The organism is Brachybacterium sp. NBEC-018 (genome assembly GCF_024860185.1).
Taxonomy (GTDB): domain Bacteria; phylum Actinomycetota; class Actinomycetes; order Actinomycetales; family Dermabacteraceae; genus Brachybacterium; species Brachybacterium rhamnosum.
Genome location: NZ_CP100650.1, coordinates 1,025,407 through 1,038,449, shown reverse-complemented (window position 1 = coordinate 1,038,449; position 13,043 = coordinate 1,025,407). Strand labels below are relative to the sequence as shown.

Sequence of the window (13,043 nt, the reverse complement as noted above, 5' to 3'; positions counted from 1 at the left end):
GAGCACCCCATGCCCCCGCTCACCGAGCTCCCCTCCGACATCGCGCGCGACCTGCGCGAGTTCACGATCGAGGTCCCCAGCTGGGCCTACGGCAACTCCGGCACCCGCTTCAAGGTGTTCGGCACCCCCGGCACCCCGCGCGACCCCTTCGAGAAGATCGCGGACGCCGCCCAGACCCACGCCATGACCGGCTCCTCGCCGCGCGTGTCCCTGCACCACCCCTGGGACAAGGTCGAGGACACGGCCGCCCTGCGCTCCTACGCCGAGGACCTCGGCGTGCAGCTGGGCATGATCAACTCCAACACCTTCCAGGACGACGAGTACAAGTACGGCTCGCTCACCCACTCCGACCCCGCGGTGCGCCGCCGTGCGATCGACCACCACCTCGAGTGCCTCGCGGTGATGCGGGAGGCCGGCTCCCACGAGCTGAAGATCTGGCTCGCGGACGGCACCAACTACGCGGGCCAGGACTCGATCCGCGCCCGCCAGGACCACCTCGCCGACTCCCTCGCGGAGATCTACGCGGGCCTGCAGGAGGGCGAGCGGATCGTCCTGGAGTACAAGTTCTTCGAGCCGGCCTTCTACCACACGGACGTCCCGGACTGGGGCACGAGCCTGCTGCACTGCCTGGCCCTCGGCGAGCAGGCGATGGTCGTGCTCGACACCGGCCACCACGCGCCGGGCACGAACATCGAGTTCATCGTCGCGCAGCTGCTGCGGCAGGGGCGCCTGGGCGCCTTCGACTTCAACTCCCGCAACTACGCCGACGATGACCTCATCGTGGGCGCCGCGGACCCGTTCCAGCTGTTCCGCATCCTCTTCGAGATCGTGCAGCAGGACGCGCACCGGCCCGCCTCGGGCGTGAACTTCATGCTCGACCAGTGCCACAACCTCGAGTCCAAGATCCAGGGGCAGATCCGCTCCGTGCTCAACGTGCAGGAGACCCTCGCCAAGGCGCTGCTCGTGGACCGCGAGGCGCTCGCGGACGCCCAGGCCCGCCACGACGTGCTCGAGGCCAACGCGATCCTCATGGACGCGTTCTGGACCGACGTGCGGCCCGCGCTGGCCGCCTTCCGCGAGGAGCAGGGGCTCCCCGCGGATCCGTTCGAGGCCTTCCGCGCCTCGGGCTACGAGGAGAAGGTCGCCGCCGAGCGCGTGGGCGGGAACCAGATGGGATGGGGAGCCTGAGCATGAGCACCGCACGTCAGACCGTGGACGCCCTGATCGCGCGATCGAACGCGCTCGGAGCGGATCCGACGACCACCAACTACGCCGGCGGCAACACCTCCGCCAAGGGCACCGACACCGATCCCGTCACCGGGCAGGAGACCGAGCTGCTGTGGGTCAAGGGCTCCGGCGGTGACCTCGGCACCCTGCAGGAGAAGGGCCTCGCCGTGCTGCGCCTGGACCGCGTGCGCGCCCTCGCGGACGTCTACCCGGGCGTCGAGCGCGAGGACGAGATGGTCGCCGCCTTCGACCACTGCCTGTTCGGGAAGGGCGGCGCCGCGCCGAGCATCGACACGGCCATGCACGCCCTCGTCCCTGCCGCGCACGTGGACCACCTCCACCCCGACGCGGGGATCGCCCTCGCGACCGCCGCGGACGGCGAGCGCCTCACCCGCGAGATCTTCGGCGAGGCCGTCGTGTGGGTTCCCTGGCGCCGCCCCGGCTTCCAGCTCGGCCTCGACATCGCCGCGATCAAGGAGGCGAACCCCGAGGCCATCGGCTGCATCCTCGGCGGGCACGGGATCACCGCCTGGGGCGAGACCTCCGAGGAGGCGCAGGAGCGCTCCCTGCGGATCATCCGCGAGGCGCAGGCGCACCTGGACGCCCACGGCGCCGCGGAGCCCTTCGGCCCCGCCGACCCGGGGCGCGCCCCGCTGCCCGAGGCGGAGCGACGGGCCCGGGCCTCCGCCCTCGCCCCCGTGATCCGCGGGCTCGCCTCGACCGACGCCCCGATGATCGGTCACTGGACGGACTCCGAGGACGTCCACGAGTTCCTCGCGGGCGAGAAGCTCGCGCAGCTCGCGGCGCTCGGCACCTCCTGCCCCGATCACTTCCTGCGCACGAAGATCCGCCCGCTCGTGCTGGACCTGCCGTCGGCCGCCGGGGTCGAGGAGCAGATCGCGCGGCTGCAGGAGCTCCACGCCGCCTACCGCGAGGAGTACAGCGCCTATTACGCGCGCCACGCGACCGAGGACTCCCCCGCCCTGCGCGGCGCGGATCCCACGATCGTGCTGGTGCCCGGCGTCGGCATGTTCTCCTTCGGCAAGGACAAGCAGACGGCACGCGTGGCCGGCGAGTTCTACGTCAACGCCATCCACGTCATGCGCGGCGCGGAGGCCGTCTCGACCTACGCCCCGATCGACGAGGCGGAGAAGTTCCGCATCGAGTACTGGGCGCTCGAGGAGGCGAAGCTGCAGCGCATGCCCGCCGAGAAGCCTCTCGCGCGGCGGATCGCGCTCGTCACCGGCGGCGGCTCCGGGATCGGCAAGGCGACCGCGACCCGGCTCGTCGCCGAGGGCGCGTGCGTGGTCATCGCGGATCTGAACCTCGAGAACGCGCAGCAGGTCGCCGAGGAGCTCGGCGGGCCCGACCGCGCCGTCGCCCTGCGCGCGGACGTCTCCGACGAGCAGGCCGTGATCGACGCGGTCGCCGAGGCGGTGCTCGCCTTCGGCGGCCTCGACCTCATCGTCAACAACGCGGGGCTGTCGCTGTCCAAGCCGCTGCTGGAGACCACGGCGAAGGACTGGGACCTCCAGCACGACGTCATGGCGCGCGGCAGCTTCCTCGTCTCCCGGGAGACGGCGCGGGTGATGATCGCCCAGGACATGGGCGGGGACATCCTCTACATCTCCTCGAAGAACTCCGTGTTCGCCGGGCCCAACAACATCGCCTACTCGGCGACGAAGGCGGACCAGGCGCACCAGGTGCGGCTGCTCGCGGCGGAGCTCGGCGGGCACCAGATCCGCGTCAACGGCATCAACCCCGACGGCGTGGTGCGCGGCTCCGGCATCTTCGCCGGCGGCTGGGGCGCCTCCCGCGCGAAGGTCTACGGCGTCGAGGAGGAGAAGCTCGGCGAGTACTACGCCCAGCGCACGCTGCTCAAGCGCGAGGTGCTGCCGGAGACGGTCGCGAACGCGGTGTTCGCGCTGACCGCCGGGGACCTCTCGCACACGACCGGCCTGCACGTCCCGGTGGACGCCGGCGTCGCGGCCGCGTTCCTGCGATGAGCGCTCCGGGCATCACGGCCACCGGCGTGGCGGCCGACGGGGGCGCCGCCGTGAGCGGCGCCCCCGGGGCGGTGGCCGTCGCCGCGGTGGACCTCGGGGCGACCTCGGGCCGGGTCATGCTCGGTCTCGTCGAGGACGGGCGGATCACCCTGCTGCCCGCGCACCGTTTCGAGAACCGCCTCGAGGAGCGCGACGGGCACCTGACCTGGGACGTGGGCGCGCTCTGGGCGGAGATCCGCCACGGGCTCACCCGGGCCTCCGTGCTCGCCCGCGAGCAGGGCCTGCCCGGGCTCTCCTCGATCGGCGTGGACTCCTGGGCGGTGGACTACGGGATCGTCGGGCCGGGCGGGGACCTGACCGGCGAGGTGATCGCCTACCGCGACCACCGCACCGACGGCGTGGCCGACGCCCTCGCCGCGCGCGTGCCCCGCGAGCGGCAGTTCACGCTCACCGGCATCGCGCAGCAGCCCTTCAACACGCTCTACCAGCTCGCCGCGGAGGACCGCCTCACGGACCTCCCCGCCGGCTCGGGCGTGCTGCTGGTCCCGGACCTCGTCGGCCTGCTGCTCACCGGCGAGCGCCGCACCGAGCGCACGAACGCCTCGACCACGGGGGCGCTGCTCGCCGCCGGGGACGGCTGGGCGAGCGAGCTGCTCGACGCGGCCGGGGTGGACCCGGCCCTGCTCGCCCCGCTCATCGCCCCGGGGGAGCAGCTCGGCACCGTGCTCCCCGGGCTCGCCGGCGAGCTCGGGATCGGCGAGGTGCCGGTGGTCGCCGTCGGCTCCCACGACACCGCCTCCGCGGTGCTCGCCGTCCCCGCCCGCGAGGAGGACGCGCCGGTCGCGTTCATCTCCTCGGGGACCTGGTCGCTGATCGGCCTCGAGCTGCGCGCCCCCGTGCTCGACGAGGCGGCGAGGGAGGCCGGGTTCACGAACGAGGGCGGGGTGGACGGCACCGTCCGGTTCCTCAAGAACGTCTCCGGGATGTGGCTGGTCAGCGAGGCGATCCGGCAGTGGGAGGAGGACGGTGCCCGCGTGGAGCTCGAGGGGCTCCTGGCGGCGGCGGCCCACGCGCCCGCCGACAGGTTCCGGATCGACCCCACCGACCCCGCGTTCCTCGCCCCCGGGCGGATGGCGGACCGCGTGCGCGCGGCCGCGACGGTGCTCTCCGGGGACGACCGCTCCCCGTCCACGCCCGCGGAGCTCGTGCGCTGCATACTCGAGTCCCTCGCGGAGACCTACCGCGACGAGCTCACGGCCGCGTGCCGCCTCGCGCGGGCACCGCTGCCGCTGCGGCTGCATGTCGTGGGCGGCGGCTCCCGCAACGCCCTGCTGAACCAGCTCACCGCCGATGCCCTCGGCGTGGAGGTCGTCGCGGGGCCGATGGAGGCGACCGCGCTCGGGAACGTCGCCGTGCAGGCCCGGGCGCTCGGCGCGATCGGGCCGGAGCCCGGCGACATCCGCGCCGTCATCCGGGAGAGCACCGCGCTCGAGGTGTTCGCGCCCTCCCGCTGATCACCGCCGGGACCCCGGCGGTGATCACGGCTGGGGTCCCGGCGCGGCCGGTGGCACGATGGTCGCGCCGGGCGCATCCGCGGTCCGGGACCCCATTCGCACCGGACCCGGAGGCACAGGGCATGACGGCACGGTCCGAGGACGGCACGACGCGCACCCCCTCCCCGCTCGTGCGCTGGGTGCTCCTGCCCGCGGCGGTCCTCGTGCTCGCCCTCATCCCCGTGGGACTCGCGCTGCTGCTCGTGGGCCCGCTCGCCGCGGAGTCCGTCTACGTCGGCATCGTGCTCATGACCTCCGTCGTCACCGCGATGGACGGCCGCGACCGCCTGCTCGCCGCCGCCGAGTTCACACTCGTCGCCACGGCCGGCGCCGCGATCGGCGGCCACCTGGGGCTGCTGCTGCTCGCCGTCGTCGCGACCTGCGCGCTGCAGATCCCCTTCACCCGGCGCAGCGCCCGCGCGGTGGGCGCCCTCCCCGCGATCCTCGTGCTCTTCTCGCTCTCCCCGGGCGGCGGGGCGGGCGTCGTCACCGTCGCGATCGGCGTCGCCGCCGGCTCCCTGTTCATGATCGGCGTCGCCCGCCTCGCGCGGATGAGCCCTGCCCCGGATCCGGTGCCGCTGCGGGACGCCGTGGTGCACGGCGCGGTCCTCGCCGCCGGCTGCGGGATCCTGCTGCTGCTCGTGATCGCCCTGGACCTGCCGCGCCCGCACTGGGCGCTGCTCGCCTTCTGCCTCATGGTCGCGCCGGCCCGGAGCACGTGGCGCTCCGCCGCTCGCTACGCCGGGGCGACCGCGGCGGGGGCGCTGATCGCGACGGCGCTCGGGGCGCTGGTCCCGCCCGCCGGGGAGGTCCTGCTGCTGCTCGCGGCGATGATCGGCACGGTCGCCCTCACCCTCGCGGGCCGCAAGGAGCTCTCGGTGGTCCCGCTCGTCGCGGCCGTCGTGCTGCTGGGCACGGTCCTCTCCGGGGAGGCCTCCGCCGCCCTCGCCCTCCAGCGCACCGGCATGGCCCTGCTGGCGCTGCTCGTCGCCGCGGCTCTGCTCGCGCTCGCGCAGCTGGTCACCCGGCAGGAGCGGGCCGCGGGGCCCGCCGCCACAGCACCACCGCGATGAGCCCCAGCAGCAGCGGGCCGGCGACGGTGACCGTGCGCCACACGAGCACCGCGGCGAGCGCCGGCTCCACCATGCCCGGCCCCGCCGTCTCGGAGATCGAGGCCAGCAGCGCCGTGTCCATGACGCCGAGGCCCTGCGCGGGGAACATCGTCAGCGGGAAGGCGAACGCGTAGGCGGCGACGAGGTCGACGAGCGGCAGCGCGCCCCCGTCCACGCCCATCAGCCGCAGGCACAGCGTGAGGATCGTGAGATCCGCGAGCAGCACCCCACCGCTCGCGAGGAGCGCCCGCGGGAAGCGCGCGCCGAAGCCCTCCGCCACGTGCCGCTGCGAGCGGCGCAGCGCGAGCGACCAGTCCTCCGGGACCGTCGAGCGGCGCACCGTGCGCACGATCCGCCCCAGCCGCTCCCCCACCTGCGCGGCCTGCTCCTCCCCGCGCACCACGAGCAGCGCCAGCAGCACGAGCACCGCCGCGAGGGTGAGGCTCGCGAGGTCCAGGAGCCGCAGCCCCGGCCCCACCCGCAGCAGCGGGAGCAGCAGGAAGCCCAGCAGCGGGGCGGAGAACCGGGCGATGAAGAAGGTGACCGCGTTCATCGCGGTCGCGACCACGGCCCGGTCCGTCCCCACGCCCCAGGAGCGGAACATCGCGACCCGCAGCACCATGTCGCTCGGCGCGGGGGCGAAGGCGGCGGCCGTCGAGGCGCCCAGGTCGTTGACCGTCGCCCGGTACAGGCCCGTCCCCGGGAGGAAGATCGCGAGCGGCAGCGCGTTGAGCACCTGCCGCACGAGCAGGAGGGCCAGCAGCACGGCGGCGCTCCACCAGGGCATCCGGCCCAGGGCGTCCAGCACGGCCTCGAGGTCGAGCCGGCGGAAGGAGCGCACGATCGCGACGACGACCAGCACGATCACGAGGATCAGGGCGGCGCGGCCGGCGAGGCGCCGCCACCGCGGCGCGGCGGGCGGAGGAGCGGCCGACGCCGGCGGGGCGGGCTCAGTCAAGGAGGCCGATCCCCTCGCCGAGGAAGTAGGCGCCGAGCACCACGAGGACCACCACGGTCACGGCGGTCATGTTCGCGCCGAGCCAGCCGCGGGTGCGGGCGAGGGCCGGCTGCAGCCGCTCCCCTCCCGCGGCGGCGACCCCGAGCGGGACGAGCACGCCGAGGGAGGAGACGACGACGAACAGCAGCAGGGCGACGGCCGCCTCGCCGCGCGCCAGATCCGCCTCGCCGAGCCGTGCCCCCGCGCCGACGGCGAGCGGGATGTTCTTGATGACGAGGAAGCCCTGGGCGAGACCCATGACGAGGGCGCCGCGGGTGCTGAGGCCGTCGAGCCGGTCCAGGATCCCCTTCCTCGGCTCCTGTCCCTCGCGCGGCCGCTTGAGCCAGGCGAGCACGGCGAGGCCCAGGAACAGCGCGCCGAACACGAGCTGCAGCACGTCCACCCCGGCCTCGGTCGCCGCGGGGGCGGCGGCGTCGGCCGCCTCGACGAGGAGCTCCGCGATCGTGGCGAGCACGAGCAGCGCCACGAACCAGCCGGCGCCGAACAGGGTGGTCTTGAGCTTCCCGACCTGGCCCAGCAGGAGGATCACCGCGGTCGCGATCGCGGCGGGGCTGAGGGCCAGTCCCACGGCCAGGGGCAGGGTCTCACCGATCGCGGTCCACACGTCTTCTCCTCACAGGGGCGGGCCCTCATCCTCGCCCCGCCGCCCGGCGCGCTCAAGCGGCGTCCGCGTCCGCTCCGCCCACCTGCCGGACACATGTCGGCGAGCGCTGGACGACCGCCCACCACGGCGAGAGGATCGGGGCATGAGCACGCCCTTCGCCCTCACCCACGTCTCCGTCGTCACCGGGGACACCGCCGGGACGGTCCGTCCCGACCAGACGATCGTCGTGGACGCCCACGGCCGGATCGAGCTGGTGGGCCCCACGGCGGAGGTCGAGCTCCCCGCGGGCCTGCTGCGCGTGGACGGGACCGGGAAGTTCGTCTCCCCCGGTCTCATCAACGCCCATGCCCACCTCTTCGCGGACGGCAAGCCGCTCCCCGCGATCTACACCCGCCCGCGCACCACCCGCTACGTCGCATGGTTCATGCGCTCCCCCGCGGGCCAGGCGCTGCTGCGCAAGCGCGCCCGCGAGAACGCCACCACCCAGCTGCACACGGGCGTGACGACGATGCGCACCGTCGGCGACGTGATGTACGAGGTCGTCACGACCCGCAACGCGATCGAGAGCGGCGAGCTCACCGGGCCGCGGCTGCTGCCCTCCGGCCCGCTGATGGCGATCACGGGCGGTCACGGGGCGCCGACGATCGCCCTCATCGGCGACGACGCGCAGACCGCCCGCGCGAACACCCGGAGGAACCTCCAGCACGGGGCGGAGGCCATCAAGATCTCCGCGACCGGCGGCGTCACCGACGCGATCGCCGTGGGCTACGCGGGCAAGCCGGAGATGCCCGAGGCCTCGATGCGGGCCGTCTGCGAGGAGGCCCACGAGGCCGGGGTGCTCGTCGCCGCGCACGCCCAGAGCACCGAGGGTGTGCGCGCGGCGCTGCGCGCGGGCGTGGACACGATCGAGCACGGCTCGAGCATGGACGAGGAGCTCATCGGCCTCTATCTCGACAACCCCGCCTCCCTGCGGGGCCGCTCCGCGATGATCCCGACCCTGCAGGCGTGCCTCCCGCTCGTGAAGCTCGACCCGTCGATCAGCGGCGCCACCGAGATCGTGCGGGAGAACGCGAAGCTCGTCCTCGAGGAGATGCTCTCCGGCATCCGCTCCGCCGCGGAGCACGGGATCCTGCTGGGCGTGGGCACCGACTCGGGCGTCAGCTACGTGACCCACTCGAACTTCTGGCGCGAGATGGACCTGACCGCGCGCTACGCGGGCCTCGACCCCGCGGCGGTGCTCTCCGCCGCAACCCGCGGCAACGCCGAGATCCTCGGGCTCACCCAGGTCACCGGCGAGATCACCCCGGGCAGGGATGCGGATCTCGTGGTGACGGAGGCGAACCCGCTCGAGGGCTTCCGCACCTTCTCCGCTCCGTGGATGGTCGTCGCCCGCGGCGAGCGGATCGTGCACCCCGAGGTCTCGCGGATCGCGGAGATCGACGCGCACCTCGACACGCTCTGACCCGGGCCCGGCCCGTCCCCCTCCCCCGCCGTCCACCCGCGCCCCTCGGCGCCCCCTGGAGCTGCACCCCGTGCTCATCACCCTGCTCGTCCTCGCCGCGGCGGTCATCGCCTTCCTCTCCAACCGCCTGCCCGCCCCGATCATCGCCCTCGCCGTCGCGCTCGCCCTGTTCCTCACCGGGGTGAACGACCTCGGGGAGACGCTCGCCGGGTTCGGCGACCCGATCGTCGTCTACCTCGCCGGGCTGTTCGTGGTGAGCGAGGCGCTCGACGCGACCGGCGTGACGGCCTGGGCGGGCCAGCAGCTCACGCGCCGCCTGGGCGAGGGACGCTCCCAGGTGCTCGTGGCGCTCATGCTGCTCTCCGCCGTGCTCACGGCGTTCATCAGCGTCAACGGCGCCGTCGCGGCGCTCGTGCCGGTGGGCGTCATGCTCTCCGCCCGCACCGGCACCCCGCCCTCGCAGATGCTCATCCCGCTGGCCTTCGCGGCGCACGCCGGATCGATGCTCACCCTGCTCGGCACCCCGATCAACCTCATGGTCTCCGAGCTCGCGCAGGACGCCGGGGCCCGGCCGTTCGGCTTCTTCGAGTTCGCGCTCGTGGGCGTGCCGCTGCTCGTGGGCGTCATCCTCATCGCCGTGCTGCTCGGGCCGAAGCTGCTCCCCCACCGCCATCCCGAGAACGCGCCGCGGGACCTCAGCCGCTTCGCGGAGACCCTCGCCGCGGAGCACGGGCTCACGGGCGGCGAGACGGACCTGTCCTACGAGGAGGGCGTCGTCGAGATCGTCGTGCCCCCGCGCTCGGAGCACCTGGGGGACGAGGTGCACCCGGGCATGCTCACCGAGTCCGGCGACCTGATCATCGCCTCGGTGACGCGCGGCGGCCGGCACCTCGACCATGCCTCCCTCGCCGTGGGCGACGTGCTCGTCCTGCGCGGCGCGTGGGACGCCCTCGAGCGGCGCACGAAGGGCGCGGGACTGCTGAGCGTCGAGGAGCCGGACCAGATCCGACGTCAGTCCGTGCACCTCGGGCCGCGCGCGTTCGTCGCCGTCGGCGTGCTCGTGGTGATGTGCCTGGCGCTCGTGCTCGAGCTGCTGCCCTCCGCGATCGTCGTCATGCTCGCGGCCGGGCTGCTCGTCGCGACGAAGGTCGTCCCGCTCGAGCACGCGCAGCGCTCGATCTCGCTGCCCACCCTCGTGATCGTCGCGGGGATGATCCCGATGTCCACCGCGATCCAGACCAGCGGCGTCGCGGACCTCGTCTCCCACCAGCTCATCGAGACCTTCGGCGCGGGGTCCCCGCGCCTGCTGCTCGTGTGCATGGTCGTGATCGTGCTCGTGCTGGGCCAGTTCCTCAGCAACCTCGCGACGGTGCTCATCGTCGCCCCGGTCGCCGTGGCCGTCGCCGAGGGCGCGGGCGTCTCCCCGCTGCCGATGATGATGGGCATCACGATCGCGGGCGCCGCCTCGTTCCTCACGCCCGTCGCGACCGCCGGGAACCTCATGGTCCAGGAGCCCGGCGCGTACCGCTTCGGCGACTACTGGAAGCTGGGGCTGCCGTGCATCCTGCTGTTCGGGATCGTCGCGACGGTGCTGGTCCCGGTGATCTGGCCGTTCTGAGCCGGGATCAGGTGGCGGTGGACTCCCGCTCCACGAGCGAGGGCCGGAAGCTCACGTGGCGGCGCGGGGCGTCCGCCTGCGCGATCTCCTCCTCGAGGAGCGCGAGGGCCGTGCGTCCCATGAGCTCCGCGGGCTGGGAGACGGAGGTCAGCGGCACCACGGTGGAGCGGGCGAAGGCGATGTCGTCGTAGCCGACGATCGCGATCTGCTCCGGAACGGCGATCTGGTGGCGGAACGCGAAGGCCTGCAGCACGCCGACGGCGAGCAGGTCGTTCACGCAGAACACGGCGTCGGGCCGCTCGGCGGCGCTGCGGGCGACGATCTGCTCCCCCGCCGTGCGTCCGGCGAGGACGGTGAGGTCCTCCGCCTCGATGACCTCGATCTGCGCCCCGGCCTCCGCGGCGGCGCGCTGGGCGCCGCGCAGGCGGTCCGCGACCTGCCGCAGGTCCTGGCGGGAGACGATCACGCCGATCCGGCGCCGGCCGATCCCCGCGAGATGGCGCACGGCGATCTCGCCGCCGGCGACGTCGTCCACGCTCACGGAGGAGCCGCCCGCGGTCTCCCGCTCCACGAGCACGACGGGGGTGCCGCGGCCGCGGATCGCCTCGATGAGCTCGGTGGTGCCGCCGGTGGAGGCGAGCAGGATGCCGCGCGCCCGCTGCTCCTCGAAGAGCTGGAGGTACAGGCGCTCGCGCCGTTCGCGGTTGCCGGAGCTGCCGGAGATGACGACGAGGTCGGAGGCCTCCGCGGCGGCCTCGATGCCGCCCACGAGCTGCGTGTAGAAGGGGTTCCCGGCGTCGAGGACGACCGCGCCGACGGTGCGTGAGCGGCCCAGCTTGAGCTGCCGGGCGGCGTCGTTGCGCACGTAGCCGAGCTCCGCGATCGCCTGCTCGACCCGCTCGCGGCGGTCCGGGGAGACGACGTCGGGCCGGTTGAGGACGTTGGAGACGGTGCCGACGGAGACCCTCGCCGCGGCCGCGACGTCCTTCATGCTCACCAGGCGCCCGGAGGCCATGCCTCTCCCCTCGTCGTGCCGGTCGGGACCGCTTCCCGCCTGCGGTGACTGTATCGTGCGGCGGCCCGCGCTCAGCCGAGCGCGCCGGACGCCTCCTGGAGCACGGAGCTCGCGGCGTCGGCCGCCTCGACGCGGCCGAAGAGCACGTCCTCCATGCCCCGCTGGAGGGCGTCGCCGACGGCGCTGCCGCCGGGCGGGGTGATCGAGGGCTGCTCGCCGAGCTCCTCCGCGATCGCCTCGATGAAGTCCGCGGCCTTGAGATCGGACTCGGTGAGCTCGGGGAGGATCGCCTCCCGCACGTCGAGGTTCGCGGGGACACCCCGCTCGGCGAGCAGGATCCTCCCCGCCTCCTCGCTGTTGACCAGCCAGTCCACGAGGGCGACGGCGGCCTCCTGCTGTCCGGAGCGGGCGGAGACGGCGAAGTACATGGAGGCCTTGTACCAGAGCTGGGCCTGGTCGGCGGCGCCGGCGAGGGAGGGCATGCGCAGCACCGTCACGGCGCCGTCGAGGGAGGCGTCGAAGGTGACGACCTGGTTGGACCACTGCGACTGGAGGCCGCACTTCCCGGTCGCGAAGAGCGTCTGGTCGACGGCCTGCCCGGCCTCCTCGACGGCGACGTCCGCGGGCGGCGCGGCCTTCGAGTCCTGCAGGCGCAGGGCGAGCTCGAACCAGGCCAGGAGGTGCTCCTCGGTGAAGCCGAGCGCGCTGCCGTCGAACTTCTGCGCCCCCTGCTGGCGCAGGTGCACGGAGAAGGTGGGGTCACCGGCGATGCCGAGCTGCTGGACGCCGTAGGTGCCCTCCTCGGTGCCCTCGGTGATGCGCGTGGCGATGTCGACGAGGTCGTCCCAGGTCCACGTGGTGTCGTCGGGGAGGTCCACGCCGGCGGCCTCGAAGACGGCGGGGTTCGCGAGCAGCACGGGGGCGTTGATGCCGGCGTTGACGGCGACGAGGGATCCCTCGACCTTCCCGGCGTCCAGGGCGGTGGGGTCGAAGCCGTCGGTCGTGAGGGCGCTGTCGCCGAGGTCCGCGAGGATGCCGCGGGAGCTGTACTCGGCGAGGTAACCCTCGTCCATCTGGAGCACGTCGGGCACGTCGCCGCCGGCGACCTGGGTGGCGAGCTTGTCCCAGTAGCTGCTCCAGTCGGTGGTCTCGGGGCTCACCGCGGCGCCGTCGTGGGCGGCACTGTAGGTCTCGAGGGCCGTCTTCGTGAGCTCGTCGCGCTTGGCGTTGCCCCACCAGGCGAAGCGGAGCGCGGCGCCGTCGGAGGCGCCGGAGCCGCCGGGGGCGTTGGGGCCGCAGGCGGCGAGACCGCCGAGCAGCAGGGAGGCGGCGAGGATGCTGCGGCGGGGAGCGCGGGGGGTGCGCATGGAGGCGATCTCCTTCGATCGGTGTCACTGCGCGGCGAGCGTAGGCCGCGGGGCTTGAAAC

At 73.9% G+C, this 13,043-nt stretch carries 10 protein-coding genes; 6 read left to right on the top strand and 4 right to left on the bottom strand.

Annotated elements, in window-relative coordinates:
• The first annotated feature begins 9 nt into the window (after nt 1-9).
• From rhaI to NLU66_RS04640, 4 genes are all read left to right on the top strand, one after another.
• A complete protein-coding gene (gene rhaI, locus NLU66_RS04655; protein ID WP_259361777.1) occupies nt 10-1,188 on the top strand; it encodes an L-rhamnose isomerase in 1,179 nt (392 codons plus the stop codon).
• 2 nt (nt 1,189-1,190) lie between these two features.
• On the top strand, nt 1,191-3,233 hold the full coding sequence (locus NLU66_RS04650; protein WP_259361776.1) for a bifunctional aldolase/short-chain dehydrogenase: 2,043 nt from the start codon (nt 1,191-1,193) through the stop codon (nt 3,231-3,233).
• On the top strand, nt 3,230-4,747 hold the full coding sequence (locus NLU66_RS04645; RefSeq protein ID WP_259361775.1) for a rhamnulokinase: 1,518 nt from the start codon (nt 3,230-3,232) through the stop codon (nt 4,745-4,747). The genes NLU66_RS04650 and NLU66_RS04645 overlap by 4 nt, the downstream gene beginning before the upstream one ends.
• A gap of 122 nt (nt 4,748-4,869) precedes the next feature.
• Nucleotides 4,870-5,859 carry an FUSC family protein gene (locus tag NLU66_RS04640; RefSeq protein ID WP_259361774.1) on the top strand — a complete coding sequence of 330 codons (990 nt, stop codon included), beginning with the start codon at nt 4,870-4,872 and terminating at the stop codon, nt 5,857-5,859.
• Here NLU66_RS04640 and NLU66_RS04635 read toward each other — a convergent pair.
• Nucleotides 5,807-6,856, bottom strand: coding sequence for a lysylphosphatidylglycerol synthase domain-containing protein (locus NLU66_RS04635; RefSeq protein ID WP_259361773.1), 1,050 nt, complete (start codon nt 6,854-6,856; stop codon nt 5,807-5,809). The genes NLU66_RS04640 and NLU66_RS04635 overlap by 53 nt on opposite strands.
• A complete protein-coding gene (locus NLU66_RS04630; RefSeq protein WP_259361772.1) occupies nt 6,849-7,520 on the bottom strand; it encodes a GAP family protein in 672 nt (223 codons plus the stop codon). Before NLU66_RS04630 ends, NLU66_RS04635 begins: the two co-directional genes overlap by 8 nt.
• Before the next feature lie 142 nt (nt 7,521-7,662).
• Here NLU66_RS04630 and NLU66_RS04625 point away from each other — a divergent pair, with 142 nt between their 5' ends.
• Both NLU66_RS04625 and NLU66_RS04620 read left to right on the top strand, forming a co-directional pair.
• Nucleotides 7,663-8,982, top strand: a complete 1,320-nt coding sequence (locus NLU66_RS04625) for an amidohydrolase family protein (protein WP_259361771.1) — start codon at nt 7,663-7,665, stop codon at nt 8,980-8,982.
• Between the two features lie 70 nt (nt 8,983-9,052).
• Complete coding sequence (locus tag NLU66_RS04620; RefSeq protein WP_259361770.1) at nt 9,053-10,600, top strand: SLC13 family permease; 1,548 nt, start codon at nt 9,053-9,055, stop codon at nt 10,598-10,600.
• A 7-nt stretch (nt 10,601-10,607) separates the two neighbouring features.
• Here NLU66_RS04620 and NLU66_RS04615 read toward each other — a convergent pair whose 3' ends face one another.
• Nucleotides 10,608-11,615, bottom strand: coding sequence for a LacI family DNA-binding transcriptional regulator (locus NLU66_RS04615; protein WP_259361769.1), 1,008 nt, complete (start codon nt 11,613-11,615; stop codon nt 10,608-10,610).
• A 71-nt stretch (nt 11,616-11,686) separates the two neighbouring features.
• Nucleotides 11,687-12,982 carry an ABC transporter substrate-binding protein gene (locus tag NLU66_RS04610; protein WP_259361768.1) on the bottom strand — a complete coding sequence of 432 codons (1,296 nt, stop codon included), beginning with the start codon at nt 12,980-12,982 and terminating at the stop codon, nt 11,687-11,689.
• Nucleotides 12,983-13,043: the final 61 nt, after the last annotated feature.